Consider the following 25,926-nt stretch of genomic DNA (forward strand, 5'->3'; position numbering starts at 1 on the left):
GCTAGTGAAGCGGTCGCGCGGCTCAGCCCCTTGCCTTTGGGATGGTGCGCATCACCACTTCGGCGCGACCTGTTCGCCCGGCAACAGGTCGTAAGGCGGCTTCCACCCCGGCAAAGCGCTCTTCAGCCGCTCGCGCCAGGCGGCAATGGCCGGGTACTGCACGGCCACGTCGATGCCGCTTTCCTCGACCGGAAAGAACTGGTAGCCCGCCAGCGAGATGTCGGCGATGGTCGGTGCGTCGCCGACGATGAAATCCCGCCCGGTGAGGTGCTTGTCGACGATGCCGAAGGCGTTGTCCACGCGGCCCTTGAACCAGGCATGCAGCGTGGGATCGGGCGCCGTCGGCGCGAACGACTTCATGAAGCGGTAAGTGGCGAAGTAACTCGTGAACTTGTGGTTGTCGAAAAACAGCCAGCGCAGCACGTCCTGGTGCTCGTCGGCGTTGGCGCCGCCGAACTTGCCGTGCCGCTGGGCCAGGTACAGCAGGATGGCGGCCGACTGTGTCAGTCGCTTGCCGTCCACCTCCAGGATGGGCACCTCGCCCATCTCGTTCTCCGCCTGTCGCCAGGGCTCGGAGCGGGTCAGGCCGGCGGCGAAGTCGGCCAGCGGCACATGCCGCGCGGTCCAGGGCAGCTGCAGCGCCTGCAGCATCAGCGCGACCTTGTAGGTGTTGCCGGATTGGGCGAAGCCGTGAAGGGTGGTGGTCATGTTCAACGTCGTTCGGGCGGCAGGCCCTTCAGGGATTCGATCAGCTCGGCGTGCGCGGCCAGGTCCACGGGCCGGTGCTTGGGCGTGGTCTTGGCGGGGTAGTCGCCGAGGTAGTTGCCGCCCTTCCAGTCACGACTGGGCCGCACCGGGCGCGGCACGAAGCCGCCGCCGCAGTTGGGGCAGACGTCGTGCAGCAGGCCGTCCACGCAGTCGGCGCAGAAGGTGCATTCAAAGCTGCAGATGCGCGCGTCGAGCGATTCCGGCGGCAGCGCGACGGCGCAGTGTTCGCAGCAGGGGCGCAGTTCAAGCATCGCGGGACTGGCGATAAGGTTCGTCCTCGGCGATGTAGTCCTGCTCGCGCATCGCGTCGGCGACCCAGTCTTCCACGGCCGGATGCGCCAGCAGCGCATCGCGATAGGCGGCGGCGCGTTCGGACAGCGGCAGGCCGAAGCGCGACAGCCGCACGGCCACCGGCGCGAAGAAGGCGTCCGCCGCGCTGAACGACCCGAACAGGAACACGCCGCCGCTGGCCGCCAGCGCGTCGCTCCAGGCCGCGTCGAGCCGCGCCACGTCGGCGCGCAGCGCTTCGTCCTCGACCCACAGCTTCTGGCCGATGTCGGGGAAGAAGGCTTCGATGTTCATCGGGCAGACGCTGCGCAGCCGCATGAAGCCGGCATGCATCTCGGCGCACAGGCTGCGTGCGCGGGCGCGGGCCTTGGCATCGCGCGGCCACACCGCATGCTCGGGATGGCGGTCGGCCACGTACTCGGCGATGGCCAGCGTGTCCCACACGGTGAAGCCGTCGTCCTCCACCAGCACCGGCACGCGCTTGGTCGGTGTGACAGCGGCGATGACGCGCGTCCATTCCGAGCCGGGGCTGAAGTCGAAACGCAACTTGACCTCTTCGAAGGGGATGTCGAACGCGGCCATCAGCACGCCCGCGCGCATGGACCAGGACGAGTAGTTCTTGTTGCCGATGTAGAGCTTCATGCCCGCAAGCCTAACGGCGTCGTGAGCCGTGTGGGATGACCGTTACGCATCGGATCAATGCCTGGCGCGCCACGCATCCAGCCGCGCGACGCCCATGCCCGGCGCCAGATAGCCGGGCAACACGGCCTCCAGCGCGGCCGGGCGTATGCCCAGCCGGCCCGGCCCCGGCAGGTCGCCACCGGGCACGTTGGGCACGGTCAGCGAGGCCAGGTTGTCGCGCGACAGCAGCGGCTCGCCGGGCAGGCATTCCATGACCAGCGCCTGCAGCGTGGCCAGCGGTGCGGGCAGCGCCAGCACGGGGCGCTCGCAGCCGGCGGCGCGGCCGGCCAGGCGCACCAGCTCGCCCAGCGTCAGCTCGCGCGGGCCGGCGATCTCGTAGGTCTGGCCGATGCTGTCGCGGCGCAGCAGCACCTCCACCAGCGCGCGGGCCAGGTCTTGCACCCAGACCGGCTGCAGCCGCGCGTCGGCGCCCCCCAGCGGCATGACGGGCGACCAGCGCTGCAGCCTTGCGAACAGGTTGACGCTGCGGTCCTCGCGGCCGAACACCAGCGACGGGCGCACCACGGTCAGGTCCAGCCCGGCCGTCTGCTCGCCGACGCGCAGCACGCCTTCGCCGGCGGCCTTGCTGCGCAGGTAGCGCGACGGCGCATGCTCGGCCACGCCCAAGGCGCTGACGTGCACGACACGCCTGGCGCCAGAGGCCACGATGCGCCGCGGCAGTTCCACATGCACATGCTCGAAGGCCGCCGCGCTGCCCTGCAGGATGGCCACCAGGTTGACCACGGCGTCATGGCCGCGCACCAGCGCCGGGAGGTCGCGGAACACATCGGCCTGGATGATGGTGACGCCCGGCAGGCTCTGCACCGCTTGCGCATGCGGCAGGCGGCGCGTGGGCACGGTGATGCGTACATCGGCGCCGAGACGGCGCGTCAGCTGCTCGCACAGCGCGCGGCCCACGAAGCCGCTGCCGCCGAGGATGAGGACGGACAGACCCATGACGCAGCCCTCCTGCGGCGGTTGGTGTGTTTCAGCGTGCCGCGTCGCCCGCCGCCGACGGCACGTCGCCCACGTCTCGCGCGCCGGCTGGACCGACGCTCGTGCCCAGGCGCTCGCGCAGCGACGTGGCCGGCAGGCCCAGCACCTGCGCGTACACGGCGCCGCCCAGCAGCACCTTGCGCACATAGTCGCGAGTCTCGTTGAACGGGATGTTCTCGGCCCAGATGGCCGCGTCGATGACGGGGCCATCGCGCCAGCGCGCCGGCCGGCCCGGGCCCGCGTTGTAGGCCGCGGCGGCCAGCGCCTGCGCGCCGTCGAAGCGGTCCAGCACCAGCTTCAGGTAGCTGGTGCCGATGCGCAGGTTGAAGTCGCGGTCGTTGAGCCGCTCGGGGCTGTAGGGCAGGCCCACCTTCTTGGCCGTCCACTTGGCCGTGGCGGGCATGACCTGCATCAGCCCCGACGCACCCACATGCGAGCGCGCATCCATGACGAAGCGCGACTCCTGGCGGATCAGGCCGTAGACATAGGCCGCGTCGATGCCGCTGGCCTGGGCTTCGCGCAACAGCTCCTGGCGGTGCGGCGTCGGGAAGCGCTGCGCCATGTCGATCTCGGCCTTGGTGCGCTCGCTGGTGTTGATGCAGCGGTCCCAGACCTCGCGGTCGCAGGCCTCCTGCGCGGCGGCCAGCAGCTGGCGGTCGCTCATGCCGCGCAGCGAGAAGTTCCATTCACGCACGCCCTCACTGCGCAGGCCCAGCGCGATCAGGCTGAGCGCGCGCGTCAGCCCCAGGTGGGCGCGCGCGGCGCGGCGCTCGTCGGTCGTCAGGGGCGCGGGAGCGGGCGGCAGCGCGGTGGGCAGGCCCAGGTCCTCGATGGCAAGGCGGCCGAAGAAGTTCAGCGGGCCGCCCGGCGTGGCGGTGGCCAGCGCCGTCAGCTGGCTGCGCGCCGCGGTCGTGTCGCCTTGCATGCGGGTCGCGCGCGCCTTCCAGTAGACCCAGGCGGGGTCGCGCTGCTCGCCGGTGCTCATCTGCGCGATGGCCTTCAGCGCCGCGGCGGGCTGCTTGGCGCGCAGCGCGGCGCGCGCGGCCCAGGCCAGCGCGTCGTCGCTCCAGGCCAGCTCGGGCGCCAGCTGGTGGGCGCGCTCGAAAGCGGCGGGCGCGTCGTCCTGCAGCCGCAGCGCGGACTGGCGGCCGATCTGCACCCACAGCCAGGCCTGCAGATCCTTGGGCAGCTGGCGCCACTTGTCGCGCAGTATGTCGCCCGCCTGGTCGGGGTTGCTGGCGGCCACGCGGGCCAGCGCCAGCGTCGTCAGCTCGGCCTCGGCGCGCGGCGTGGTACGGGCCTTGCGCGTGAGGTAGCGGCCGGCGTTGTCCTGCAGCTCGGCCAGCTTCTGGCTCAGCGCCTTGTTGTCCATCAGCGCCACGGCCTGTCGCACGGCCAGCGCGCGGCCCTGCTCCTGGGCCTGGCGGGCGCGGGCCCACAGCGTGTCGTGCTTGAAGACGCCGGCGTCCACCAGCGCGGCGGCCAGCGCGCGGCAGCCCTCGTCGGCGTCCTTCTGCACGAACCAGGCGTCGCGGGCTGCGTCCGCCGAGACCTTGCCGCCGGTGGCCTGCTCGGCCAGCAGCGTGTAGCAGTGCACCTCGCGGTCGTCGCGCATCTGGTAGGTGGCGTGGTCGCGCTTGAAGCCGCTCCAGTCCTTGCGCCGGCCCAGCTCCAGCAGCCAGTCGTTGCGCAGCCGGTCTTCCACGTAGCTGCCGGGATGGCGGGCGTAGAAGGCGTCCATCTCCGATTGATTGACCTGGTACAGCCGCGCGTTCAGGTCGAAGTAGTCGACCCAGCCGGCCAGCGGGTGGTTCTGCGCGCGGGCGGCGTCGACCAGTGCGGCCAGGCGCTTGCGGTCGCGCTTGGCCCAGGCTTCGCGGGCCTGCACGGCGAGGTCCGACCCGGCGGGCTGCGCCGCCACCGGGGCGCCTGTCGCCAGTGCCACCAGCATCGCCAGGGTCCAGCGCCCCAGGCTTCCCACTACCTGCCAACTCATTCGACTCATGCCTACCGCCACTGCACAGGCGAGGAAATTTAACCCAGTGCCCGCGACCCTCCACGCAACAGGCCGTTTGCCTTGTCCTAGGGGCTGGTGGTAGCGCTGTCCACTCACTACGCTGCGCAGCCACGCCAACAAGGAGACCGCATGATCAAGTCCATGCAACGCCTGACGCTCGCGGCCGCTGCCGCGCTGTTGAGCCTGGCGGCCCATGCGGTTCCCGACCCCTATCCCAACAGTGGTACGCAGGCACCGGCCAGCAGCTTTGTCGCGCCGTCCAGCGGCCAGCTGCGCGCCTACTTCACGGGCCTGTCCGGCGGCTTCACCAACCTGCTGGGCGTGCGCATCAACGGCGTCGACGGCGCGCTGGGCCTGGACAACCATGCCAGCGCCTATGGCGACAGCTTTTTGCTGGGCAACGTGGTGGCCGGCGACACGCTGGTGTTCTTCATCGACGTGAACGCCGGCACGGCGCGCTACTACAGCGACCCCAGCCTGAATGCCGACGGCGTCAACCACGCGTGGGCCGCGGCCTATGTGGGCGATGCACAGGTGCCGGCCGGCATCAACGTTGCGTTCGAGGACCTGCCGGGCGGCGGCGACTTCAACTACCGCGACCACAGCTTCGTGTTCCAGGTCACGGCCGTGCCCGAGCCGGCGGCCTGGGTGCTGCTGCTGGGCGGCATGGCCGGCCTGTCTGCCTGGCGGCGACGCCGCGACTGAGCAGCCGGGTGTGTTGAGTTCCAATGGGCGCCAGCCCAGAGGACTCACGCGCCCATGACCGCCACCCACCCCGCCGACCGCCCCGACCTGCGCCGCCAGCTGCTGGCCGCGCGGCGTGACCTCGCCGCGACGCCCGCCTTCCAGGCCGCCGAGCATGCGTTGAGGCAGGCGCTGGCCGACCTGCTGGCGCAGCTGGAGCCCGAGCTGCTGGGCGTCTACTGGCCTTTGCCCGGCGAGTTCGATGTCGGCACGCTGCCGTATCCGCGTGCGCTGCCGTTCGCGCGCCGCGATCCGGCCGAGATGGTCTTCCGCCGCTGGGATGGCGCCGCGCCGTCCGCGCAGGACGAGTGCGGCATCGCGACCGCCACCGGCGCCGTCGCCGTGCCGGACGTCGTGCTGGTGCCCTGCGTCGGTTTCACACGCGAAGGCTTCCGGCTGGGCTACGGTGGCGGCTACTTTGACCGCTGGCTGGCCTCGCACCCGGGGGTGACCACGGTGGGTGTGGCATGGTCGGGGGCCGAAACGCATTTCCCCGTCGAGGCGCATGACCGCGCCCTGACTCTCATCCTGACCGAGCGCGAACTGATCGCTCCCGACTGAAAGGCTCCCCGCACGATGCATGACGGCATGACCCTGATCTCGACGCTGGCCGCGGCGTTTGGCCTGGCCCTGGTGCTGGGCTTGCTCGCGCAGTGGGCGCGGTTGCCGGCGTTGGTGGGCTATCTGCTGGCCGGCGTGCTGATCGGGCCGCACACGCCGGGCTTCGTGGGTGACCTGCATCTGGCGCAGCAGCTGTCGGAGGTGGGCGTCATGCTGCTGATGTTCGGCGTGGGCCTGCACTTCTCGGTGGGCGACCTGATGTCGGTGAAGGGCATCGCGCTGCCGGGCGCGCTCGTGCAGATGGCCGCGGCCACGGCCATGGGCGGCGCGCTGGCGCACTGGTGGTGGGGTTGGACGGTCGGGGCCTCGCTGGTGTTCGGCCTCGCGCTGTCGGTGGCCAGCACGGTGGTGCTGCTGCGCGCGCTGGAGTCGCGCGAGTTGCTGCACACGGGCAACGGCCGCATCGCGGTGGGCTGGCTGGTCGTGGAAGACCTGGCCATGGTGCTGGCGCTGGTGCTGATCCCGGTGCTGGGCGGCAAGGACGAGGGCGCCGGCGGCGGCAATCTCGCCGTCACCATCATCACGACGCTGCTGGCCGTGGCGGCCTTCGTGGCCGTCATGCTGATCGCCGGCCGGCGCCTGCTGCCGTGGCTGCTGTGGCAGGTCAACCGCACCGGCTCGCGCGAGCTGTTCACGCTGGCTACCGTGGCCGCGGCCGTGGGCCTGGCCGTGGGCGCGGCGGCGCTGTTCGGCGTCAGCGTGGCCCTGGGCGCGTTCTTCGCCGGCCTGGTGCTGCGCGAGTCGGCCTTCAGCGAACGCGCCGCGCACGAGAGCCTGCCGCTGCGCGACGCGTTCGCCGTGCTGTTCTTCGTCGCGGTGGGCATGCTGTTCGACCCGCGCATCCTCATCGACCAGCCGCTGGCCGTGCTGGCCACGGTGGCCGTCATCCTGGTGGGCAAGACGCTGGCGGCCGCGGCGCTGGTGCTGCTGCTGAAGTACCCGCTGTCCACCGCGCTGACGGTGGCCGTGAGCCTGGCGCAGATCGGCGAGTTCAGCTTCATCCTGCTGGGCCTGGGCCAAAGCCTGAACCTGGTCCCGCCGGAGGCGGCCAGCCTGGTCGTCGCCGGCGCCATCGTGTCCATCGCGTTGAACCCGGTGCTGTTCTCGGGCGTGGAGCCGCTGCGTCGCTTCGTGCTGTCGCGCTCGGCCTGGGCACGCAAGCTGGAGGCGCGGGACGACCCGCTGGCCGAACTGCCGGCCGACACGCCGCACACGTCGCTGGCGGGGCAGATCGTGCTGGTGGGCCACGGCCGCGTGGGCCAGTCGCTGCTGCAGCAACTGGGCGGCCGGCCGGTCGTCGTCGTGGACCGTGACCGCGATGTCGTCGAGCGGCTGCGGGCGTCGGGCCAGGCGGCAGTGCTGGGTGATGCGTCCGAGGCCATGACGCTGGTGCAGGCCCACATCGCGCACGCGGCCTGGCTGGTCGTGGCGCTGGCGGACGTGCGCGGCGTGCCCGTTCTGCTGGACCTGGCGCGCCAGCTCAACCCCCAGCTGCGCTGTGCCGTGCTGGCCTACACGGAGGAAGAGGCCACGTGGCTGGCTGACACCGGCGTCACGCACGTCGTGCGCTCGCAGCACGCGCTGGCCCAGGCGCTGGCCCAGGTCGTCAACGACGTGGCCGCGCCGCAGGCCGTGCCGGCGCACTGACCGGATCAGCTCCGGGCAGCGGCCGGGCGCGCGCCGCCTAGCGCCGCATAGAGCCCCAGCGCGAAGTACACCAGCGCGGCCACGTAGCGCCCGTGGCCGGCCGCGCCGCGCAGCAGCGGCTTCATGACGCCGGCCAGCAGCGCATAGGCACTATCGGTCGCCGCGGCAACGGCGACGAAGATCAGGCTGAGCGTCAGCGCCTGGGCCGCCTGCGAGCCGCCGGTTTGCAGGAACTGCGGGATGAAGGCGGCGAAGAACAGCGTGGTCTTGGGATTGAGCAGCGCGACGAGGAAGCCGTCGCGGAACAGCCGGCCCGGCGCGGCGGCGCTGAGCGGCTGGCCGTCAGTGGCTGCCGCCGGCTGGCGCAGCGCCTGCCAGCCCAGCCAGAGCAGATAGGCCGCGCCGGCCCAGCGCACCACCGTGAAGGCCAGCGACGACGCCGCGAACAGCGCGGCCAGGCCGATGGATGCGCCCACCGCGTTGGCCAGGTTGCCCAGCGCGACGCCGCCCACCGAGGCCAGGCCGGCCGCGCGCCCTTGGGCCAGCGTGCGCGTGACGATGTAGACCACGCCGGGCCCGGGCGTCAGCGCCAGCACCAGCGTGGCCACGAGGAAGGCGTAGAGCGCGGGGCCGCTGGGCAGCATGGTGTCAGGCCTTGCGCGCGGGCATGAAGCGCGGGTTGCGCAGCAGCGCCGCCGAGGCCAGCGAGATCGCCAGCCCCACCGGCAGCAGTTCGCAGGCGGTCATCGCGAAGCGCAGCAGCGGCTGGCTGTACATGTCCTTGAACCGTTCCATGTCGGCCGCGACTTCCGCCATCCGGGCCTCGGAGGCGCCTCCCAGCTTGGCCTGCTCCATGTGGATGCGCGCCCACTCGGTGCCGAAGTCCAGCTTGCTGACGGCCAGCGTGATCTCCCACAGCGACGCGTACACCACGCCGGCCACCGCCACGATGGCCAGGCCCAGCAGGAAGGCCGCCCCGAACGCGATGCTGCCGCCCAGCTCGCGGTCACGCCGGCGCCGGATGGCGACAAAGATCAGGCTCAGCGCCGCGGCCATGATCAGCGAGCCGATCAGCATGCCGTTGGCCGGCGGCGGGCCCTTGTAGATCATCACGAGCGCGAACAGGGGAATGCCGGCAATGAGGCCGGCAGCGAGGCCGTAGGTGAGGGCGGTTTTCAACATGGGTGCATGTTCCGTGGCGTCATGGTTGCGGGCCAGTGGGGCTTTCGCGCAAACGCTGGCTCAGCGCGTCGACCACGGCGCGCACTGCCGGCAGGCGGCTGCGGGCCGGTGGCATCAGCAAGGTGGTGGTGATGTGGCCGGCGGTCCAGTCCGGCAGCACGCGTTGCAGTCGTCCGGCGGCCAGCGCGGGCGCGCAGGTGTCGGCCGTCAGCCGCGCGATGCCCAGACCAGCCTCCGCCGCGTGCAGCAGTACGGCGCCCTCGTCGGCCACGAAGCGGACGCGCGGCATCGCCTCGGCGCTGCGGCCGTCAGCGTGCGTCAGCTGCCACGGCTGGAGCGGCCGGCTGCTGGGCAGGCCGTCGCAATCCGCCAGCGCGGCGGGGTCAGCCGGCAGGCCGCGCGCGGCGATCCAGCCGGGCGACGCGACGAGCCAGAACGGTTCCACGGTGAGCCGGCGCTGCACCAGCGCCGAATCCGGCAGCGGCGCGACGTGGCTGCGCAGCGCGATGTCGAAGCCCTCCTGCAGCACGTCGACGAAGCGGTCACTGACATGCAGCTCCAGCCGCACGCGCGGCAGCGCCAGCGCCAGGGCCGGCAGGTGGGGCGCCAGCAGTTGCTGGGCCACCGGCACGGCGGCCGTCAGCCGCACGGCGCCGCTGGGTTCTGCCAGCGCCTGGCGGGCCGCGGCCTCGGCCGCCTCGGCGTGGGCCAGCACGCCGCGCGCATGCGCCAGCACCTCGGCGCCGGTGTCGGTGGGGTGCAGCTGGCGTGTCGTGCGGCGCAGCAGCTGCACGCCCAGCTGCGCCTCCAGCGCCGCGACACGCTTGCTCAGCGTGGACTTGGGCGCGCCCAGCAGCCGGGCTGCGGCGGTGAAGCTGCCGGCGTCCACCACGTGGACGAACAACTGGAGGTCTTGCAGGTTCAGCATGCCGGTATTGTCCATTTGCGTGGACGATGCTTCCACGAAATGCCATCTGGTGCGGCTTCGTCCACGCACATAGATTGGAGGCATGAACACACCCCACACCCCCTCCACCCCCATCCTCTTCTACGGCGTGCCCGGCGGCAGCTCCTTCGGCAGCATCGTTGCGCTGGAATGGCTGGGCCGGCCCTACCGGCTGACGCGCATAGGCATGCCCGAGCAGGTCAAGAGCCCGGCCTATGCGGCCATCAACCCGCTGGGCGAGACGCCGTCGCTGCGCACCGCCGATGGCCGGCTCATCAGCGAGAGCGCGGCCATCCTGAACCACGTCAACGCGCTGGGCCTGCCGTACGGGCGCGGCGTGGCCCAGGGCACGCCGGAGTTCGATGCGATGAACTACGCGCTGTCCTTCCTGAACACGACGTTCTACGGCGCCTTCGCACCGCTGTGGGCGCTGCTGGAACACGGGCCCGAGTCCGAGATGGCCGCCGCCGCGCTGAAGGACTATGGCCATGCCGCCGTCCAGAAGGCGCATGCCGCGCTGGAGCGGCTGCTGGAAGGCCGCACCTGGATGGCCGGCGACCAGCGCACCGTGGCCGACGCCTATTTCATGGGCATCGCCCGCTGGCTGGACTACCACCAGGTGTTCCCGCGCGACCGTTTCCCCCGGGTGCATGCGCTGTACGAGCGCCTGCGCGACGACCCGGCCGTGCGCGTGGCCGAGGCGGCCGAAGCGGGCGAGCCCTTGCCCGCCGCGGCGGTGGCGACGGCGCAGCTGACGCTGGACGAGGCGCTGGCGCTGCTGCCGTCAGACGCCCGCTAGGGCGTCCCGGGTGATGGCCGCCTGCGCCCGCACCCAGTCCGCAAACTGCTTCACTTCCGGTCGCCGCGCGGCGACCGGGCCGGTGATGAGCCAGTAACTGAACGGGCAGCCCAACCGGCCCTTCTTGCCGAAGGGCTCCACCAGCTCGCCGCGCTGCAGGTGTTCGTGCACCAGCGGCAGCCGCGCCAGCGCGATGCCCTGGCCGGTCAGCGCGGCCTGCACCTGCTGGTAGGTGAAGTTCAGGTACAGCCAGCGGCGGGGCTGCAGGTCGGGCTGGCCCTGCTCGGTCAGCCAGCGCCGCCAGCTCAGGTACTCGGCGCTGGGGCGGGCGTCGTCCTCCTCGGCCAGCGCATGGCGGGCCAGGTCGGCGGGTTTCTTCAGCGGCGCCGGTGGGTTCTGCAGATACCAGGGACTGACGGCCGGCGACAGCAGCTCCTCGAACAGCTGGTCGGCATCGGCCGGCACCGACGGCCGGTCGTCGTAGCGCAGCGCCAGGTCGATCTCGCCGTCCTCCAGGTCCACCTTGCGGTCATAGGCTGACACGCGGATGTCGATGTCCTCGTGCTCGCGCTGGAAGGCCTCCATGCGCGGGATCAGCCACAGTGACGCAAACGACGCGAACGTGCTGACATTGACGACGCGGCGCCCGCGCGTGCGCCGGATCTGGCGCACGGTCTGGTCCAGCTTGGACAGCACCGCCACCGCCGTGGGCAGCAGCTGTGCGCCGTCGCTGGACAGCTCCACGCGACGCGTGCCGCGCAGGAACAGCGTGCAGCCGATTTCCTCCTCCAGCGACTGGATCTGCCGGCTGACGGCCGACTGCGTCAGGCTCAGTTCCTCCGCCGCCGCGCGGAAGGACAGCAGCCGCGCCACGGCCTCGAAGGCGCGCAGCGGGCCGATGGAGAGTGGGCGTTGGCGCATCGGCTGATTCATGCGCGGATGGTATCAATCCGCGCGCATCCGTCATTGGACCGCCCCGGGTGATCTCAGCAGAATCCCTGACATCAACCCAGGAGAGACATCATGAGCGATGCGCAATCCACATGGCATCTGGACGGCGGCCGGGCCCTGACGCTGGCCGGTGGCGCCGAAGCGCGGCGGCTGGCGGTCGCTTGCGGCCGCGTCTGGCTGACGCTGTCCGGCACGACCGAACAGCCGGCCCAGGACCACTGGCTGGAAGCCGGCCAGACCATCGCGCTGGCGCCGGGCCAGACCGCGGTGCTGGAAGGCTGGCCGGCGGCCGATTTCGAGCTGCTGGTGCCACCGACTTCAACCCCGACGCGCGGCCGCTTTCTTCTTGGCGGCAGGCTTCTTGGCGGTGGGTTTGCTCGGCGCTGATCGGGCCGCCCGCTTCGCGCCGGCCGCAGCTGACGTCTTCTTCACCTTGGCGTTCGCCGCCCGCAGCGCGGCCTCGAACGCCAGGCGTGCCCAGGGCAGCATCAGCGGCGGCGACTCCAGCGCCTCCTCGGGCGCCCGGTAGTAGCCCAGCACGACGCGCTCGCCATCCTTGGTCGCGAAGCTGAACGGCACGCAGCCGGCAGCGATGAAGCGCTCACGGGTGGTGTCGTCGGCCTTCAGGAAGAACTGGCCGTCGGCGATCAAGGCCATGAACAGGCCGTCCACATAGAAGCCGCGGCCGCCGAACATGGCCCGCGTGCGCACCGGGCCCAGCGGCGACAGCAGTTCCACGCACAGGTCGGTGAAGGGATCGGTGGGCGTCGGCATGCGCTGGAATGTAAGCTCCGCCGCCATGGATGCGAATGACCGCGCCGCCCTCCGGCACAAGCTGATCGAGCAACGTCTGGCCCTGCCCAACCGGCTGGAGCTGGCGGCGGAGCTGCAGGAGGTGCTGGCCGTCTGGCTGCTGCGCCGCAAGGAAAAGACCATAGGCGCCTACTGGCCCATCAAGGGCGAGTTCGATCCGCTGCCCACGCTGTACCGCTGGGGCGAGAACCACCCCGAGCGCCGCATCGGCCTGCCGGTGGTCGACAAGGAGCATGGCACGCTGCGCTTTCACGTCTGGTACCCCGGCTGCCCGATGGAGGAGGACGCCTTCCACATCCCCAAGCCCAAGGGTACCGAGGCCTTCCAGCCGCAGCTGATGCTGGTGCCCTGCCTGGGTTTCGGCCCGGCCGGCCTGCGGCTGGGCTATGGCGGCGGCTTCATGGACAAGACGCTGGCCGAGATGCAGCCCCGGCCGGCGGCCGTGGGCATAGGCTATGCGCACGGCTTCCTGCCGCTGCTCAAGCCCAGCGCGCTGGACGTGCCGCTGGACGCGATGCTGACGGAAGAGGGCGTCGTGTGGGATCGCGAGGGCTGATGGCTTAAAAAGCGCCGCGCTCCGGCTCGCCCTGCCAGCGTGCCGGGGTAGGCGCCCAACTGGCGTCGGCCGGCCGCTCCAGCAGCGCGGCGGCAAGGTCCGCGAGCGGCAGGCCCAGGTGTTCATGGGCGGCAGCCTCGCCGCCATCGTCCATGTGGGCCGACAGCGCGAAGGCGCGGAAGCGCGCCCAGTCCCCGGCCAGTTGCGACACCAGGATGCGCGCCAGGTCGTACGACAGCTCGTTGCCCTCGTCGGTGCGCAGGAAGGACTTGCCCGACCAGAACTGCTGGATCTCGTCCACGCCCCAGAACGCCTGGTGGCGGGCGTGCATCTGCCGCGGGCTGGTGCGCGGCGCGAGCACGGGCGGGCACAGCCGTCGTTCCGTGTTGACGGCCAGGCCCTCGTTCAGCCAGGCCGGGATGGGCAGATGGCTGAGGCAGCTGTGCGTCAGCTCATGCGCGATGACGGGCTCGATCGCGTGCAGGTCGGCCTTCACGGTCGCGAAATGGCCGCAGCCCGCGTTGATGAAGACGCCGCCGCTGGCCGCGAACTCGCCCGCGTCGGGGTAGTAGTGGGCCAGGTAGCGGTAGTAGGCCTCGTCGTCGTCGAAGACGATGAGGATTTCCTGCTCGTGCGGCTGCACGGAGCGCGCCAGGCCATCGAGCACGCGCACGATGCGCTGCAGGGTCTTGTCGACGAAGTCCATCGTGGCCGTGGCAATGCGGTCGTCCAGACTGGACAGCAGCACGATATGGCCGCGCTGCATCAGCCGGTAGCCCGGGCCCAGCGCCGCGCCGAGATGCTGCAGCCAGGCGATCTCGCAGGACGACCAGGCCTGTGCCTGTGCGTCGTCGCCGGCGATGCCGGCCACCCAGGCTTGTGCGGCGTCCCAGTCGAGCACCGGCAGGCCGTTGGCGTCGATGAGGTGAGCCAGGACATCGAAGTCGGCAACGCCCGCCGCGGTCACGCGGGTCGTCGGCGTCACTTGGGGCGTCGCGTCAACGGGTGGAGCCGGGTCGCGCGGCCGGGCCACGAGGGAGCGCAGCAGTTTCAGCATGGGCATCCGGACTATCGCAGCCCGCTGCCGGACAATGCCCGCTCCCCTTGCCACAAGCAAACCCCGCCATGTCCACCAAGCCCACCCTGCTGCTGATCTCGGCCACCGCCATCCTGTTGACCCAAACCGTGCAGGCTGCGCCCAAGCCCTGCGACGAGTTGAAGGCGGAGATCGCCACCAAGCTGGACGAGAAGGGCGTCAAGGGCTACGAGATCACGGCCGTGGAGAACGACAAGGTCGGCGATGCCAAGGTCATCGGCAGCTGCGACGGCGGCACGAAGAAGCTGACCTACCTGCGCAAGTGAGGGGCGTGTCATGAGCCTGTACACCGATCACCTCGCCGCGCTGCAGCGCCAGGCCGAAGCCGCGCTGGAGCGCTGCGGCTTCGACACGCTGCTGATCGCCTCCGGCATCGAGAAGTACGCCTTCCTCGATGACCGGCCCTATCTGTTCCAGCCCAGCCCGCATTTCAAGCACTGGCTGCCGCTGACCAACCACCCGCATTCGTGGCTGGCCGTGCGGCCGGGCAGGAAGCCGCGCGTCGTCTACTACCAGCCCGACGACTACTGGCATGTGCCGCCCGAGGCGCCCAGCGGCGAGTGGGTGGACGCAGTCGAGCTGGTCGTCATCCGCGAACCGGCCGAGGCGGCGCAGGCGCTGGCCGACTGCCTCACGCCGCGCACGGCCATCGTGGCCGAGGCCGACGCGGCGCTGCCCAGCATCACGCCCAACAACCCCGAGGCGCTGCTGAACCTGTTGCACTGGGCACGCGGGGTGAAATCGCCGTACGAGCTGGAGCAGATGCGCGCCGCTCAGCGCCGCGCGGCGCCGGGCCACAACGCCGCGCGCGCTGCCTTCCTGCGCGGCGACAGCGAGGCGGAGATCCACCGCGCCTACCTGGTGGCCACCGGCCATACCGACCGCGACCTGCCCTACAGCAGCATCGTGGGCCTGAACGAGCATGCCGCCGTGCTGCACTACCAGTACCAGGACGCGAGCCCGCCCGCCGAATCGCGCAGCTTTCTCATCGACGCCGGCGCGCAGGTGAACGGCTATGCCAGCGACATCACGCGCACCTGGGTGGCGCCCGGCCACGACGAGTTCGCGGCGCTGGTGAGCGCGATGGAGGTGCAGCAGCTGGCGCTGGTGGACGAGGTGCGCGAGGGCGTGGATTACCGCGACATCCACCTCAGCACGCACCGCCGCATTGCCCGCGTGCTGCGTGAGGCCGGCATCGTCCACATGAGCGACGAGGCCATGGTGGAGGAGGGCGTGACCAAGCCCTTCTTCCCGCACGGCATCGGCCATCTGCTGGGCCTGCAGGTGCACGATGTGGGCGGCTTCATGGCCAGCGAGAACGGCGGCGTGGCCGACAAGCCCGAAGGCCACCGCTATCTGCGGCTGACGCGCCCGCTGCAGGCCGGCATGGTGGTCACCATCGAGCCTGGCCTGTACTTCATCCCGACGCTGCTGCGCGGCCTGCGCGCATCGCCGCAATCGGCGAACGTGGACTGGGATGCGGTGGAGCGCCTGTCGCGCTACGGCGGCATCCGCATCGAAGACGACGTGGCCTGCCGCGCTTCGGGCGAAGCGCCCGAGAACCTGACGCGGGACGCATTCACCGCGCCGTGATGCGCGCCGCGGCTCTGTTGCTGGCACTGACCTGCGCGAGCGCGTGGGCCGCCGATGCGCAACTCGGCCGTGTCGAGGTGCAGGGCGAGGCCGCCACCGCGCGCGAGAAGAAGACGCTGGCCCAGCTGTTCAAGGCGCAGGCCTTGTTTGACAAGCACCGAGCGCTGGCGCCGGCCGCCGAGTTGAAGTTCAAGGTCTATGCGCGCACGCAGGCGGATGCCGCGCCCAGCCTGGACCTCGGGCTGATGCTGCCGGCCGGGCGCCAGCCGCTGGTGCTGGATGCCGAGGACCGCTTCGTCATAGCCCCCGCCTGGCGCACGCTGCCCGAGCGAACGGAGGTGCGCAGCCGGCTGGCCGATGGCCGCGTGACCTGGCGGCCGGATATCCGCACGCCCGGGGTGCCCGACGGTGAGCGGCGCCTGGGTGATCTGCGGCTGCAATGCCATGTGGGTTTCGGCAGCGGCGTGGCGCGCGGTTCGATGCTGTTTGGGCTCTTTCGGCTGGACACCAGCGATTGCCAGAGCCGCGACTGGAGCGGCAGCAGCTTTGCCGACAAACCCATCTTCGCCGTCACGCTGGTGCATGGCGAGCGGCGCATGACGCTGAGCGCGCGGCTGCTGCACGGCCTGCGTGACGATAGAGGGCCGTTGTACGACTGGGGCTATTCGCTGCGCGAGCGCATGTTCCGCCTGCCCATGGGAGACGTGAGCTGGCCGGACGACACGCGCGTGGTCTTCGAGACTATGGACGATGCCGTGGGGCCGCCGGACCCGATGCTGGCGGCGATGACAGGCCCCTGGGTTCAGGCGGACTTGCCGCCCGGGCTGTCCACGGCCGAGGTCACGCAGCGGCTGGGCGAGGCGCAGGACGATCTGCGCTTCGAGTCCGGCCGGCGGCTGCAGCGCCGCGTGAAGGAATTCAAGCTGCGGGCCGGGCCGCTGCAGCTGGAGTGGGTCAGCCTGTTCGACGCGCAGGGCCGGCTGCTGAAGTCGCAGCTGCGCGCCGATCAGTTGCGCGGGTCGCCGTAGAGCACGCCGCGGCCATGCGTGCCGACGTAGACGCGGCCGAACACTTTTGGGTCGCCGCTGATCTGCAGGATCAGCCCCCATTGATGCGCGTCGTCGTTGATGCGTTGCCAGCGCTTGGCGCCGTCGGTGGAGCGAAAGATGCCGTACTGGCCGGCCACGGTACCGACGAGGTACAGCGCCGGTTCCGTTGAGCCCGGCGCCGCGCGGCCGAAGCCGAACGCGTGGATCTGAGACACGTCCGGCAGGCGCTGGAAGGCCCGGTCATCGCCGCCGCGGTACAGGCCGTGGAAGGCCGCGAGCCACAGGTCGCCTTCGCGGCCGGGCGTGGCGTAGAGCCGGTCCTGGCCACCGCGGTCGTCACCGCGGTTGCTGTGGTTGTGCACGCCCGACGCGGGCCGGGTGGCCGGGCCGTCGGGCAGTGCCAGTGCACGCGCGTTGAAGGTCTTGCCAGCGTCGTCGCTGGTGTAGCGCTTGTCGTCGAACAGTGCCATCGCATGGAAGCGCCGCGGGTTCACGCGGTCGGCCACCACGCGGGTGCCGGCGGGCAGGCCTTGGACTGGCGTCCATGTGTCGCCGCGGTCGTGGCTGACGTGGGGTTGTTGGCCCTTTGGCGTCCACACCCAGGCCTTTCCGTCGGCGGACACGGCGACGAAGCCGTCGCTGGACTTGGGATCGGGCGCGCTCTTCGTGTTGTGCCAGGTGTTGCCACCGTCCAGCGAATAGCCCAGGTTGCTGCCGGTGCGCGCCTTGCCGATGCGCACGACGACCTCGGGCGCGGCTTCCGCGCCGGTCACGTCGTGCGTGTTGCCGAAGAAGGGCGGCTTGGGGTTGCCGGGGGCCGGCCTGTCGAGGTCGGCATGCACGAAGCCGGAGTAGTCGCCGATGGCCGTCACCAGCGGCACGCCCTTGGTCGGGCTGTGCAGCGCCAGCGCCACGGTCTCCTCGATGCCGCTGCTCATGACGCGCCAGGTCGTGGGCCGCCCGGCATCGGCCTCGCGCAGGTTCAGCGTCTCCCAGCCGCCGTAGCCGGTCGTGAAGATCGCGTGGTCGGGGTTGGCGGGGTTGATCTTGACGTCGTACAGCCAGTGCAGATGGGTGTCGGCCACATAGGGCGCGGCGGAGGCGTCGAACTTCGCGACGGTGAACAGCGGCGCCCAGGTCGCGCCGGCGTCGCTGCTGCGGAACAGCTCGTCGCCCTTGCCGCGGCCGGCGGTGCTGGCCAGCAGGCGCTGCGGGTCGCGCGGGTCCACGGCGACGGTGGCGTAGCCGAACGGATCGGCGGCGCTCGCGCGGGCCGGCGTGATGTCGGTCCAGGCGCTGCTGCGCGGGTCCAGCCGCCAGACGCTGCCGTCCTTCATGCGGTGCGGGCCGGGCTCGCTCGCGTAGGCGATGTAGAGCTTGCCGTCGCTGGCCAGCGCGGCGCGCATGGGGCGGTGCGTGGCGGGGCCGCCGGGTAGTGCTTGCCAGGTCGCACCGGCGTCCGTGCTGCGCCACAGGCTGGGCCGGCCGACGACCGATACGCCGGCGTAGATGACTCGGCTGGGCTGGCCGCGCGCGCCGCTGGCGGGGTCGAAGAGGATGAAGTTGATCGTCGCCTTGCCGTCACTGCCGCCCCAGGACGGTGGCGGGCCGTCGGACTCGTGGCGGCGCCAGGCAGAGTCGGGAAAGGCGTCCACGCGCTGCCAGGTCGCCGCGCGGTCGGTGCTGCGCCAGAGGCCCGCGTGCCGGGTGCCGAGGTAGAGCACGCGGCCGTCGTTGGGGTCCACCATCAGCCGCTCGCCGTTGCCGCGGCCGCCTTCGTTGGCGCCCAGCTTGAACGGCAGGTCCACGCGCTGGAAGGTGCGGCCGCGGTCCGACGAGCGCAGCAGCGCGCCGTTGGGCGTGGCGGGGCTGGTGTAGGTGCCGCAGGCCAGGTAGACGGCATCGGCGTCGTTCGGATCCACCGCCACGCTCTCGACGCCCATCAGGTTCACGTCGGCCAGCGGCAGCCAGTCCAGCAGCGGTTGCCAGCGGCCGGTGGCGGTGTCGCGGCGGTAGGCGCCGCCCATGTCGGTGCGGGCGTAGCTCAGGCCCGAGGCGTTGGGGTGGAAGACGATGCCGTCCACGAAACCGCCGCCGACGATCTCGACGGGCTTCCAGTCGTAGCGCGTGGCAGCCGGGGCCTGCGCTACGGCGGTGGCGCCGGCCAGCGCCAGCAGCGCCCCCAGCAGGGGCTTGAGGGTGTTCATGTCTCGGCACCGTCTTGTTCGAGTGCCGGCATGCTAGTTTGTTCGTGTGGCGAACAAATCAGGCAAACCCGCGGAAACAGCGTGTTCCAGCCGCGCTCGGTGCCGGCTCCCGAGGTGGGCGGCGCCAGGGTTCCCGGCAGGTTCTCAGGCGCACGGAAATGGGATACTTGTTTGCCGGAACGGTAGGCCGCAAAAAATGGAACGGCCGTCCATTTTTAGAAAGAGCAGCGAGACATGAGCAGACCGATCACGATGAAGCACACGCTGGCCTACGGCAGTGCGAACCTGCTGGGCAGCGGCGCCCTGGCCATCGCGTCGGCCTGGCTGCTCTATTTCTACACGACCTTCTGCGGCCTGACGGTGGTCGAGGCGGCCACGATCTTCGCCATTGCGAACATCGTCGACGCCATCAGCAACCCCATCATTGGGTATATCAGCGACAACTTCTACAACACGCGCCTGGGCCGGAAATTCGGGCGGCGGCGGTTTTTCATCCTGATCGGCATACCCGCGGTGCTGCTGTATCCGCTGATGTGGGTGGAGGGTTTCGGGTTCTGGTATTACCTGAGCATGTACATCCTGTTCGAGCTGGTGTACACGATGATCATGGTGCCGTATGAAACCCTGGCCACCGAGATGACCGACGATTTCGCGGTGCGCTCCAAGCTGACGGGTTCCAAGGCCATGTTCGGCAAGGCGGCCAACTTCCTGGCCGCCTTCATCCCGGCCCAGCTGTTCCTGATCTACAGCAAGGAATCGGCCGTGCCCTTCCTGCTGACTGGCATCATCTACGCCGGCATCATGTGCGCCGCGATGGCGGCGCTGTACTTCACGTCGTGGGAGCGGCCCGCGCACGAGGTGGTGCAGGAGCGCGCTGGCAGCCTGCTCCAGGCACTGAAGAAACTGTGCCTGGACATGATGTCCACCTTCCATCTGAAGATTTTCCGCAAGCACCTGGGCATGTATCTGTGGGGTTTTGGTGCGGAATGGCTGTTCGCCTCGATATTCACCTACTTCATCATTTTCTGCATCGGGCAGGACAAGGCCACGGTGGGGTATCTGAACAGTTTCAGCTCGGTGATGCAGCTGATCTCGACGATGGCCTTCATCGGTTTCTGCATCAAATTCGGTTTCGCACGGCCGTATCGCATTGCGCTGCTGGTGGTGTGCGGCAGCGTGCTGGCCTATGCGGGCCTGTATTACCTGGGCTGGTCCAGGGAGACCACCGTCATCGCGCTGTTTGCCGTCACGGCCGTGTTCGGCCTGGGCACCGGCGGCGTCTACTACATCCCCTGGACGGTCTACACCTTCCTGGCCGACGTGGACGAGGTGCTGACCGGCCGGCGCCGTGAAGGCATCTATGCCGGCGCGATGACCTTCGCCGGCAAGATCACCCGCTCGGCCATCGTGTTCGCGATGGGCTGGATCCTGGGCCAGTTCGGCTTCCTGTCGGGCCAGGCCACGCAGCCCGAGACGGCGGTCAACGCCATCATCGGCATCTTCACCCTCGGCGTGATCGGCCTGGGCCTGGGCGGCGTGTACTACACCTACCAGATGAAGCTGGACCGCAAGAACCACGCGGTGCTGCTGAAGGAGATCGCGCGCGTCAAGGCGGGCGGCAGCATCGCCGATGCGCCGCCCGAGGCGCGCGCCGTGGCCGAGGAGCTGACCGGCTGGAAGTACGAGCAGTGCTGGGGCAACAACAGGCTGGCCCCGCAGGGCGCCGAGGTGCCTGCGCGGGCCTGACGGCCTACACCGGCTGCCTGAAGCGCTGGCCGCGGAAGCGCAGCACCAGCTCGCGCGGGCCGATCTGCTCCAGCAGCAGGTCGGCGCCCAGCTTGGCGCCCTCGCGCTGCACCTCGCCATTGATGATGACGAAGCGGCCGGCCGGATCCTCCGAATAGACCGAACCGCTGATCGCCAGCCGGGGCAGCTCGCGCCGGAAGTTCTCGGGCAGGTCGGCCAGGCGTGGCGGCGCGGCTTCGGTAGGCGCAGCTTTCGGGGCCGGGAGCTGTTCTGTCGCGGCAGGTCGCGGCGCCATGGCTTGTGGCGGCGGTGCGGGTGGCAGGAAAGGCGACTCGGCCGCCGAAGCGGCAGCGGGCGGCAGGGGCAGCGGCGCGGCAGCGACCGGTGTCGAAGATGTGATGGCCGGCGGCACCGGTGCCGGTTGGGTTGATGGGGGCAGGGCTGGAGACGGTGTCTGCGGCGCGCCGCTGGTCCACCAGCTGCCGGCGCCTATGCCCGCCAACAGCAGCAGTCCGCCAGCTGCCCAGGGCAGCCAGCGGCGCTGGCGGGTGGATGCCGCAGCGCCAGGGCCGGATGGAGCCTGCGTGTGCAGGCCGGGCACCTGGCCGCGCTCGCGTTCGCGGTCGGCTTCGGCGCGGCGCAGCGCGTCAAGGATGTAGGACATGGTGGTTCTGTCGGTCAGGGGGCCGCGTCCAGCTGCGGCTCGGCCACGCCAGCGGCACGGTTGATCTGCATCAGCGTGATGGGCCCCACGCGGCCGTCCGGCTGCAGGCCCTGGCTGGCCTGGAAGGCCTGGACCTGGCGGGTCAGCTCGCCGGGGCCGGACGCGGCGCTGGCGGGGGCACGGGCCAGTTGGGCGGCCAGCCAGTCGCGCAGCGGAGCGCCGTCGTCGGCGCGCTGCAGATAGCCCGGCGGCACGCGCCAGAAGGTCGTGAACTCGCCGCGCCAGGCGCTTGCCAACTCGCGCAGCGCGACATGGCGCGGCTCGCCGTCGACCAGCAGCGTGGCCTGCTGCGCATCCAGCCCCACCAGTGCGGCCAGCGCCGGCGCCTGGCCGGGGCGATGCAGCGTCAGCAGCACCGGGCGGTCGATCAGGCGGATCAGCGACAGGCTGCCGCTGCCGCTGCGATAGCACTGCAGGCCGCGCTGCGCGGCGGCGGCGCAGGGCTCGGCCTGCTCGGGCAGCGGCAGCCCCCAGCGTTGCGCCAGCGCGGCCCAGGCATCGCCGTCCCGTGCGGCCCAGTCGGCTAGCTCAAGCGGCTCGGGTGTCGATGCGGCGCTGCTGGCGGCCGGCGCCGGCCCGGAGGCCGCGCTCGCGCTCGGCGTTGCCGCCGACGCCGCGACGGCGGAAGACGCTGCAGGGGCGACCGTCACCGGTGCGCCACCGGCGCGCTGCTGCAGGCTCCAGGTCAGGCCCGCGCCGGCCACCGCGGCGGCCACGACGGCCAGCCCCACGCCCACCGCGGCCGATGCGCGCCGGGAGGCCGGCGTTGGCGCCTGGGTGTCGAACACCTCGGCGGCCGCCTGTTGAACGATGGCCGGCGTGACCTGCGCCTGGCCGCTGGCATAGCCGCCCAGCAACGCACGGTCGCACAGCAGGTTGATGCGGCGCGGCACGCCGCGGGTCAGCTCGTGGATCAGCCGCAGGCTCTTGCTGTCGAAGGGCAGCGCGCCGCTGAGGCCGGCCACGCTCAGGCGGTGGCGGATGTACTGCGCGGTCTCGTCCTCGGACAGCGCGCCGAGGTGAAAACGTGCGATGACACGCTGCGCCAGCTGCTCCAGCTCGGGCCGCGCCAGCATGCCGCGCAGCTCGGGCTGGCCGATCAGCACCACCTGCAGCAGCTTGCGCTCGGCGGTCTCCAGGTTGGTCAGCAGGCGCAGTTGTTCCAGCACATCGGCCGACAGGTTCTGGGCCTCGTCGATGATGAGCACGTTGTTGCGCCCGGCCGCATGCTGCGCCAGCAGGAAGGCGTTCAGCGGGTCGACGTAGTCCTTCACCGTCTGCGCACCCGGCGGCACCGGCGCATGGAACTCGTCACAGATGGCCTGCAGCAGTTCGGTGACGGTGAGCTTGGGGTTGAAGATGTAGGCGACGTTGCAGTTCGCCGGAATCTGCTCCAGGAAACAGCGGCAGACCGTGGTCTTGCCCGCGCCGATCTCGCCGGTCAGCAGCACGAAGCCGCCGCCACCGTCCAGCCCGTACAGCAGGTGCGCCAGCGCCTCGCGGTGCCGCTCGCTCATGAAGAGGTAGTGCGGATCCGGCGCGATCGAGAACGGCGGTTGCTTCAGGCCGAAGAAGGGCGCGTACATGGGGCGGCAGGATAACCAGTGCGCCGGCGGCGTCAGCGCGTGCGCAGCGTGGTGACCAGCCCCTCGCAGGCCGCTTCCACCAGGTCCAGCACCTCCTCGAACCCGGCCGCGCCGCCGTAGTACGGATCGGGCACATGGCGCTTGCCGGTGTGGGGCGCGTAGTCCAGCAGCAGCTTCAGCCGGTGCCGCTGGCTGGGCGGGCACAGCGCCTCGGCGTGGGCGAGGTTGTCGGCGTCCATCGCCAGCACGAGGTCGAAGCGTTCGAAGTCCTGCGCGATGAGCTTGCGCGCGCGCAGCGGGCTGAGGTCGTAGCCGCGCCTGAGCGCGTGTTCCTGGCTGCGCTCGTCCGGCGGCGCGCCGACGTGATAGCCGTGCGTGCCGGCGGAGTCGACCTCGATGTCCAGCCCGGCGGCCTGCAGCTTGGCGCGCATGACGCCATCGGCCGTGGGGCTGCGGCAGATGTTGCCCATGCAGAAGAAGAGGATGCGGCGTGTCATGGCCGCATTTTCTTCAACGATCAGAACCGCATGTCGGCGCGCAGGGAAATGACGCGGAAGGTCTTGTTGCGCGACCAGCTCTCCGTCAGGTACTCGTGCTGCGTGACGCTGTTGATGCTGATGCCCTCGGAGCGGTCCTCGGCGTCGCGCGGCATCAGGTTGGCCATGGACAGGCGCCAGTTGATGCCGTCGCGCACGGCGCCACTGCTCCAGGACAGATAGGCGTCGAACTGGCGGCGGGCCGTGATGTCGCGGCGCAGTGTCTCGGTGACCTGCTCGCGGGTAGCGGGCACGTAGTTCATGTTGAACCCGCTGCCGAAGTTCAGGCCCCAGGCCTTCCAGCGGTGGTCTAGCCCCAAGTTGAAGCTGCCGCGCGGCTGGTCGCCGACGCGGTTGCTGTTGCCCGGAAACCCTTGCACCTTGTTCTTGAACACGGCCGCGTTGAAGCGCAGCAGCATCATCTGCAGTTCGGCCGGCGCGTCTTCCCAGAGCTCGTCCATGCGGGCCTTGAACTCGAACTCCAGCCCCATCATGCGGGCCGTGCCCATGTTGCGCGGGCGGCTGACCCAGCGCTGGGCGGTGTCCCAGCTGACCGTCTCCAGCATCACCTGGTTGCGGCTCAGGTTGTTGATGTCCTTCCAGAAGGCGGTGCCGGAAATGATGCCGCCGGTGGGCAGCCAGTGCTCCAGGCTGAGGTCCACGTTGGTGGACAGCTCGGGCTTGAGGTCGGGGTTGCCGGCGCGGTCGGCGTGGGTCTGGTAGTTGGGGCCTTCGGGGTAGGTGGTGTTGATGACGGGCCGGGCCACCAGGTTGTTGAGGTTGGGCGGGCGGTAGCTGCGCGTCAGCCCCAGGCGCACCTGGTCCTTCGGAAAGGCCTCGGGCTTCCACAGGATGTGGAACAGCGGCGAGGTGACCTGCGAGACGTTGCGCGTCTCGGGCAGTGCGCCCGACGCGGCGGCCGTGGTCGCTATGCGTTCGTAGCGGATGCCGGCGTAGAGCGCCCACTGCTTGTTGGGGCTCCACTCATCCTGCGTGAAGGCCGCGAAACGCTCGTTGCGCGTGGACAGCGTGTTGCCGAAGCGCGCCAGGCCCGGCAGCGGGGCGCCGTTGACCAGCGTGTCGGCCACCTGCGTGCGCTGGCTGCGCTCGGTCTCCAGGCCGCTGACCCACTGATGCTCCTGTGCGGTCTTCAGGTTCCAGCGGCCGCTGAGGCTGGCCTGGTCTTCCTCGACGGCGTTGTGGTCCTGCTGCAGGCGCTCCGTGGTGACGCCGCCGATGCTCATCGTGTCGCGGCGCTGGCTGTTGCGCGTGTTCTTGGACGTACCGGCGCCCATGCGAACGGTGAAGCTCTCGCCCATCTTGGGCCGGTAGTCGGCCGACAGGCTCAGGCGCAGGCTGTGGTTGCGGGCGTCGTTGTCGCCGTGCACGTCGCGAAAGCGCGTGCCTTCCGAATTGAACTGGTTGCTGCCCTCGTTCTGCGAGAAAACGAAGAAGGGGTTGACGTTGAAGCTCAGCGTGTCGCTGTACTTCCAGCGCAGGCGGCCATTGCCGTTGACGCTGGTGTTCTGGTTCTCGCTGGTGCCGAGTTGCGTGTTCTGCTCGACGACCTGGCCGGTTTCGGTGTCGGTGATGCGGTTGCCCGAATCGACGTTGTTGAAGAAGCGGCGGACGGCGGCGTTGGTGGAGATGGCGCCGACGAACTCGTCGCCGTTGGGGCCGCCCCCTTTCAGGTTACGCGTCCAGCTGGCATCGAACTGGGGCTCGTTGCGGTCCCAGCCCAGGCCCACGCGCACCTCGTGGTTGGACTTCTGCAGCGGTTCGCGCAGCACGATGTTGATGGTGCCGGCGTTGGAGCGCGTGCCGGTGGCGGCGGTGGGCGCGCGGTAGATCTCGATGCGCTCGATCTGGTCGGGCGGCAGGTCTTCCACCGCGAAGCCGGGCGGTGGAGATTCGTCGTCGATGGTGATCCGCGTGCCGGCCATGCCGCGCATGCGGATGTCGCCACCGCGGCCGGGGCGTCCGCCGAGGGTGACACCCGGCAGCCGGCGCAGCACGTCGCCCAGCACGACGTCGCCGTACTTCTCCAGGTCCTCGCGCTCGATGACGATCTTGCTGGCCGTGCTGTTGCGGCGGCGGCTGTTGGCGGTCGGGCCGCTGCTGACCTCCACGCGGTCCAGGCGGTTGCCGCTGTTGCCGGCCGCAGGCGCGGAAGCGGGCGCTGCAGCGGCGGCCGGTGCCTTGCCCGGCTCGGCGGGCGCGGGCGGTGTGGCGGGTGGGGTCTGGGCCGTGCTGAGGCTGCTGAGGGCGCAGGCAAACAACGCGGCCGGCGCAAGGTGGAGACGGCTCATGGCGCGAATTCTGCGGACTCGCCGTTACGCCTGTTCACGTAAAGCGCTCATTTACATGAGCGCGACCTTGC

Annotated in this window: 26 protein-coding genes; 10 read left to right on the forward strand and 16 right to left on the reverse strand. The window is 70.6% G+C overall.

What is annotated here, in order from left to right; translation table 11 throughout:
* Window positions 1–51: 51 nt before the first annotated feature.
* Genes J2X21_RS08520 through J2X21_RS08540 form a run of 5 tightly spaced genes read right to left on the reverse strand, consistent with a single transcriptional unit; the run spans window position 52 to window position 4,729 of the window.
* Entirely contained in the window at window positions 52–708 is a 657-nt protein-coding gene (locus J2X21_RS08520; protein WP_310327287.1) for a glutathione S-transferase family protein, read from the reverse strand.
* 2 nt (window positions 709–710) lie between these two features.
* A complete protein-coding gene (locus J2X21_RS08525; protein ID WP_310327290.1) occupies window positions 711–1,019 on the reverse strand; it encodes a DUF1272 domain-containing protein in 309 nt (102 codons plus the stop codon).
* Window positions 1,012–1,698, reverse strand: coding sequence for a glutathione S-transferase family protein (locus J2X21_RS08530; protein WP_310327293.1), 687 nt, complete (start codon window positions 1,696–1,698; stop codon window positions 1,012–1,014). Before J2X21_RS08530 ends, J2X21_RS08525 begins: the two co-directional genes overlap by 8 nt.
* Before the next feature lie 54 nt (window positions 1,699–1,752).
* Window positions 1,753–2,694 carry a complex I NDUFA9 subunit family protein gene (locus tag J2X21_RS08535; RefSeq protein WP_310327295.1) on the reverse strand — a complete coding sequence of 314 codons (942 nt, stop codon included), beginning with the start codon at window positions 2,692–2,694 and terminating at the stop codon, window positions 1,753–1,755.
* Between the two features lie 31 nt (window positions 2,695–2,725).
* A complete protein-coding gene (locus tag J2X21_RS08540) occupies window positions 2,726–4,729 on the reverse strand; it encodes a lytic transglycosylase domain-containing protein (protein ID WP_310327296.1) in 2,004 nt (667 codons plus the stop codon).
* Window positions 4,730–4,879: 150 nt separating this feature from the next.
* Between J2X21_RS08540 and J2X21_RS08545 the strand changes: the two genes are divergently transcribed.
* The 3 genes from J2X21_RS08545 to J2X21_RS08555 are packed head-to-tail and all read left to right on the forward strand — an operon-like array spanning window position 4,880 to window position 7,762.
* The gene (locus J2X21_RS08545; RefSeq protein WP_310327298.1) at window positions 4,880–5,455 is read left to right on the forward strand and encodes a DUF4114 domain-containing protein; all 576 of its coding nucleotides are present in this window, start codon (window positions 4,880–4,882) and stop codon (window positions 5,453–5,455) included.
* A gap of 54 nt (window positions 5,456–5,509) precedes the next feature.
* A complete protein-coding gene (locus tag J2X21_RS08550; protein ID WP_310327299.1) occupies window positions 5,510–6,055 on the forward strand; it encodes a 5-formyltetrahydrofolate cyclo-ligase in 546 nt (181 codons plus the stop codon).
* A 15-nt stretch (window positions 6,056–6,070) separates the two neighbouring features.
* On the forward strand, window positions 6,071–7,762 hold the full coding sequence (locus J2X21_RS08555) for a cation:proton antiporter (RefSeq protein WP_310327303.1): 1,692 nt from the start codon (window positions 6,071–6,073) through the stop codon (window positions 7,760–7,762).
* A 5-nt stretch (window positions 7,763–7,767) separates the two neighbouring features.
* On the opposite strand, the gene J2X21_RS08560 is transcribed toward J2X21_RS08555, so the two are convergent.
* Genes J2X21_RS08560 through J2X21_RS08570 form a run of 3 tightly spaced genes read right to left on the reverse strand, consistent with a single transcriptional unit; the run spans window position 7,768 to window position 9,872 of the window.
* Window positions 7,768–8,406, reverse strand: coding sequence for a LysE family translocator (locus J2X21_RS08560; protein ID WP_310327305.1), 639 nt, complete (start codon window positions 8,404–8,406; stop codon window positions 7,768–7,770).
* A gap of 4 nt (window positions 8,407–8,410) precedes the next feature.
* Window positions 8,411–8,944 carry a DUF4199 domain-containing protein gene (locus J2X21_RS08565; protein WP_310327306.1) on the reverse strand — a complete coding sequence of 178 codons (534 nt, stop codon included), beginning with the start codon at window positions 8,942–8,944 and terminating at the stop codon, window positions 8,411–8,413.
* Window positions 8,945–8,963: 19 nt separating this feature from the next.
* Complete coding sequence (locus tag J2X21_RS08570; RefSeq protein WP_310327307.1) at window positions 8,964–9,872, reverse strand: LysR family transcriptional regulator; 909 nt, start codon at window positions 9,870–9,872, stop codon at window positions 8,964–8,966.
* 82 nt (window positions 9,873–9,954) lie between these two features.
* Between J2X21_RS08570 and J2X21_RS08575 the strand changes: the two genes are divergently transcribed.
* Window positions 9,955–10,689, forward strand: a complete 735-nt coding sequence (locus tag J2X21_RS08575; protein ID WP_310327309.1) for a glutathione S-transferase family protein — start codon at window positions 9,955–9,957, stop codon at window positions 10,687–10,689.
* On the opposite strand, the gene J2X21_RS08580 is transcribed toward J2X21_RS08575, so the two are convergent.
* Window positions 10,675–11,610, reverse strand: coding sequence for a LysR substrate-binding domain-containing protein (locus J2X21_RS08580; RefSeq protein WP_310327311.1), 936 nt, complete (start codon window positions 11,608–11,610; stop codon window positions 10,675–10,677). The genes J2X21_RS08575 and J2X21_RS08580 overlap by 15 nt on opposite strands.
* Before the next feature lie 102 nt (window positions 11,611–11,712).
* Between J2X21_RS08580 and J2X21_RS08585 the strand changes: the two genes are divergently transcribed.
* Entirely contained in the window at window positions 11,713–12,027 is a 315-nt protein-coding gene (locus J2X21_RS08585; protein ID WP_310327313.1) for a DUF2917 domain-containing protein, read from the forward strand.
* On the opposite strand, the gene J2X21_RS08590 is transcribed toward J2X21_RS08585, so the two are convergent.
* The gene (locus tag J2X21_RS08590) at window positions 11,959–12,414 is read right to left on the reverse strand and encodes a TfoX/Sxy family protein (RefSeq protein WP_310327315.1); all 456 of its coding nucleotides are present in this window, start codon (window positions 12,412–12,414) and stop codon (window positions 11,959–11,961) included. The two genes, J2X21_RS08585 and J2X21_RS08590, sit on opposite strands and share 69 nt — an antisense overlap.
* 25 nt (window positions 12,415–12,439) lie before the next feature.
* Between J2X21_RS08590 and J2X21_RS08595 the strand changes: the two genes are divergently transcribed.
* Window positions 12,440–13,009 carry a 5-formyltetrahydrofolate cyclo-ligase gene (locus J2X21_RS08595; RefSeq protein WP_310327317.1) on the forward strand — a complete coding sequence of 190 codons (570 nt, stop codon included), beginning with the start codon at window positions 12,440–12,442 and terminating at the stop codon, window positions 13,007–13,009.
* A 4-nt stretch (window positions 13,010–13,013) separates the two neighbouring features.
* Here J2X21_RS08595 and J2X21_RS08600 read toward each other — a convergent pair whose 3' ends face one another.
* Entirely contained in the window at window positions 13,014–14,066 is a 1,053-nt protein-coding gene (locus J2X21_RS08600; RefSeq protein WP_310327319.1) for a hypothetical protein, read from the reverse strand.
* A gap of 68 nt (window positions 14,067–14,134) precedes the next feature.
* Between J2X21_RS08600 and J2X21_RS08605 the strand changes: the two genes are divergently transcribed.
* From J2X21_RS08605 to J2X21_RS08615, 3 genes are read left to right on the forward strand one after another with little or no spacing between them, the layout of a single operon-like run.
* Window positions 14,135–14,371, forward strand: coding sequence for a DUF1161 domain-containing protein (locus J2X21_RS08605; RefSeq protein ID WP_310327321.1), 237 nt, complete (start codon window positions 14,135–14,137; stop codon window positions 14,369–14,371).
* Window positions 14,372–14,381: 10 nt separating this feature from the next.
* Window positions 14,382–15,698, forward strand: coding sequence for a Xaa-Pro dipeptidase (gene pepQ / locus J2X21_RS08610; RefSeq protein ID WP_310327323.1), 1,317 nt, complete (start codon window positions 14,382–14,384; stop codon window positions 15,696–15,698).
* Window positions 15,698–16,726 (forward strand): hypothetical protein, encoded by a 1,029-nt coding sequence (locus J2X21_RS08615; RefSeq protein ID WP_310327325.1) that lies wholly within the window; start codon window positions 15,698–15,700, stop codon window positions 16,724–16,726. The genes pepQ and J2X21_RS08615 overlap by 1 nt, the downstream gene beginning before the upstream one ends.
* On the opposite strand, the gene J2X21_RS08620 is transcribed toward J2X21_RS08615, so the two are convergent.
* Window positions 16,705–18,954, reverse strand: coding sequence for a WD40/YVTN/BNR-like repeat-containing protein (locus tag J2X21_RS08620; protein WP_310327328.1), 2,250 nt, complete (start codon window positions 18,952–18,954; stop codon window positions 16,705–16,707). The genes J2X21_RS08615 and J2X21_RS08620 overlap by 22 nt on opposite strands.
* Window positions 18,955–19,188: 234 nt before the next feature.
* On the opposite strand from J2X21_RS08620, the gene J2X21_RS08625 reads away from it, so the two are divergent.
* Entirely contained in the window at window positions 19,189–20,700 is a 1,512-nt protein-coding gene (locus J2X21_RS08625; protein WP_310327331.1) for an MFS transporter, read from the forward strand.
* A 4-nt stretch (window positions 20,701–20,704) separates the two neighbouring features.
* On the opposite strand, the gene J2X21_RS08630 is transcribed toward J2X21_RS08625, so the two are convergent.
* From J2X21_RS08630 to J2X21_RS08645, 4 genes are read right to left on the reverse strand one after another with little or no spacing between them, the layout of a single operon-like run.
* Window positions 20,705–21,364, reverse strand: coding sequence for a general secretion pathway protein GspB (locus J2X21_RS08630; protein ID WP_310327333.1), 660 nt, complete (start codon window positions 21,362–21,364; stop codon window positions 20,705–20,707).
* A gap of 14 nt (window positions 21,365–21,378) precedes the next feature.
* Window positions 21,379–23,010 carry an ExeA family protein gene (locus tag J2X21_RS08635; RefSeq protein ID WP_310327336.1) on the reverse strand — a complete coding sequence of 544 codons (1,632 nt, stop codon included), beginning with the start codon at window positions 23,008–23,010 and terminating at the stop codon, window positions 21,379–21,381.
* Window positions 23,011–23,042: 32 nt separating this feature from the next.
* Window positions 23,043–23,507 carry a low molecular weight protein-tyrosine-phosphatase gene (locus J2X21_RS08640; protein WP_310327340.1) on the reverse strand — a complete coding sequence of 155 codons (465 nt, stop codon included), beginning with the start codon at window positions 23,505–23,507 and terminating at the stop codon, window positions 23,043–23,045.
* A 20-nt stretch (window positions 23,508–23,527) separates the two neighbouring features.
* Entirely contained in the window at window positions 23,528–25,855 is a 2,328-nt protein-coding gene (locus tag J2X21_RS08645) for a TonB-dependent receptor plug domain-containing protein (RefSeq protein WP_310327342.1), read from the reverse strand.
* Window positions 25,856–25,926 lie beyond the last annotated feature (71 nt).

The organism is Roseateles asaccharophilus, assembly GCF_031458115.1.
Taxonomy (GTDB): domain Bacteria; phylum Pseudomonadota; class Gammaproteobacteria; order Burkholderiales; family Burkholderiaceae_C; genus Pelomonas; species Pelomonas asaccharophilus_A.

What these genes read in the sequence shown, in the direction of transcription:
- J2X21_RS08520 (WP_310327287.1), bottom strand. Translation starts at nt 708, where the DNA reads ATGACCACCACCCTTCACGGCTTCGCCCAATCCGGCAACACCTACAAG.
- J2X21_RS08525 (WP_310327290.1), bottom strand. Translation starts at nt 1,019, where the DNA reads ATGCTTGAACTGCGCCCCTGCTGCGAACACTGCGCCGTCGCGCTGCCG.
- J2X21_RS08530 (WP_310327293.1), bottom strand. Translation starts at nt 1,698, where the DNA reads ATGAAGCTCTACATCGGCAACAAGAACTACTCGTCCTGGTCCATGCGC.
- J2X21_RS08535 (WP_310327295.1), bottom strand. Translation starts at nt 2,694, where the DNA reads ATGGGTCTGTCCGTCCTCATCCTCGGCGGCAGCGGCTTCGTGGGCCGC.
- J2X21_RS08540 (WP_310327296.1), bottom strand. Translation starts at nt 4,729, where the DNA reads ATGAGTTGGCAGGTAGTGGGAAGCCTGGGGCGCTGGACCCTGGCGATG.
- J2X21_RS08545 (WP_310327298.1), top strand. Translation starts at nt 4,880, where the DNA reads ATGATCAAGTCCATGCAACGCCTGACGCTCGCGGCCGCTGCCGCGCTG.
- J2X21_RS08550 (WP_310327299.1), top strand. Translation starts at nt 5,510, where the DNA reads ATGACCGCCACCCACCCCGCCGACCGCCCCGACCTGCGCCGCCAGCTG.
- J2X21_RS08555 (WP_310327303.1), top strand. Translation starts at nt 6,071, where the DNA reads ATGCATGACGGCATGACCCTGATCTCGACGCTGGCCGCGGCGTTTGGC.
- J2X21_RS08560 (WP_310327305.1), bottom strand. Translation starts at nt 8,406, where the DNA reads ATGCTGCCCAGCGGCCCCGCGCTCTACGCCTTCCTCGTGGCCACGCTG.
- J2X21_RS08565 (WP_310327306.1), bottom strand. Translation starts at nt 8,944, where the DNA reads ATGTTGAAAACCGCCCTCACCTACGGCCTCGCTGCCGGCCTCATTGCC.
- J2X21_RS08570 (WP_310327307.1), bottom strand. Translation starts at nt 9,872, where the DNA reads ATGCTGAACCTGCAAGACCTCCAGTTGTTCGTCCACGTGGTGGACGCC.
- J2X21_RS08575 (WP_310327309.1), top strand. Translation starts at nt 9,955, where the DNA reads ATGAACACACCCCACACCCCCTCCACCCCCATCCTCTTCTACGGCGTG.
- J2X21_RS08580 (WP_310327311.1), bottom strand. Translation starts at nt 11,610, where the DNA reads ATGCGCCAACGCCCACTCTCCATCGGCCCGCTGCGCGCCTTCGAGGCC.
- J2X21_RS08585 (WP_310327313.1), top strand. Translation starts at nt 11,713, where the DNA reads ATGAGCGATGCGCAATCCACATGGCATCTGGACGGCGGCCGGGCCCTG.
- J2X21_RS08590 (WP_310327315.1), bottom strand. Translation starts at nt 12,414, where the DNA reads ATGCCGACGCCCACCGATCCCTTCACCGACCTGTGCGTGGAACTGCTG.
- J2X21_RS08595 (WP_310327317.1), top strand. Translation starts at nt 12,440, where the DNA reads ATGGATGCGAATGACCGCGCCGCCCTCCGGCACAAGCTGATCGAGCAA.
- J2X21_RS08600 (WP_310327319.1), bottom strand. Translation starts at nt 14,066, where the DNA reads ATGCTGAAACTGCTGCGCTCCCTCGTGGCCCGGCCGCGCGACCCGGCT.
- J2X21_RS08605 (WP_310327321.1), top strand. Translation starts at nt 14,135, where the DNA reads ATGTCCACCAAGCCCACCCTGCTGCTGATCTCGGCCACCGCCATCCTG.
- pepQ (WP_310327323.1), top strand. Translation starts at nt 14,382, where the DNA reads ATGAGCCTGTACACCGATCACCTCGCCGCGCTGCAGCGCCAGGCCGAA.
- J2X21_RS08615 (WP_310327325.1), top strand. Translation starts at nt 15,698, where the DNA reads ATGCGCGCCGCGGCTCTGTTGCTGGCACTGACCTGCGCGAGCGCGTGG.
- J2X21_RS08620 (WP_310327328.1), bottom strand. Translation starts at nt 18,954, where the DNA reads ATGAACACCCTCAAGCCCCTGCTGGGGGCGCTGCTGGCGCTGGCCGGC.
- J2X21_RS08625 (WP_310327331.1), top strand. Translation starts at nt 19,189, where the DNA reads ATGAGCAGACCGATCACGATGAAGCACACGCTGGCCTACGGCAGTGCG.
- J2X21_RS08630 (WP_310327333.1), bottom strand. Translation starts at nt 21,364, where the DNA reads ATGTCCTACATCCTTGACGCGCTGCGCCGCGCCGAAGCCGACCGCGAA.
- J2X21_RS08635 (WP_310327336.1), bottom strand. Translation starts at nt 23,010, where the DNA reads ATGTACGCGCCCTTCTTCGGCCTGAAGCAACCGCCGTTCTCGATCGCG.
- J2X21_RS08640 (WP_310327340.1), bottom strand. Translation starts at nt 23,507, where the DNA reads ATGACACGCCGCATCCTCTTCTTCTGCATGGGCAACATCTGCCGCAGC.
- J2X21_RS08645 (WP_310327342.1), bottom strand. Translation starts at nt 25,855, where the DNA reads ATGAGCCGTCTCCACCTTGCGCCGGCCGCGTTGTTTGCCTGCGCCCTC.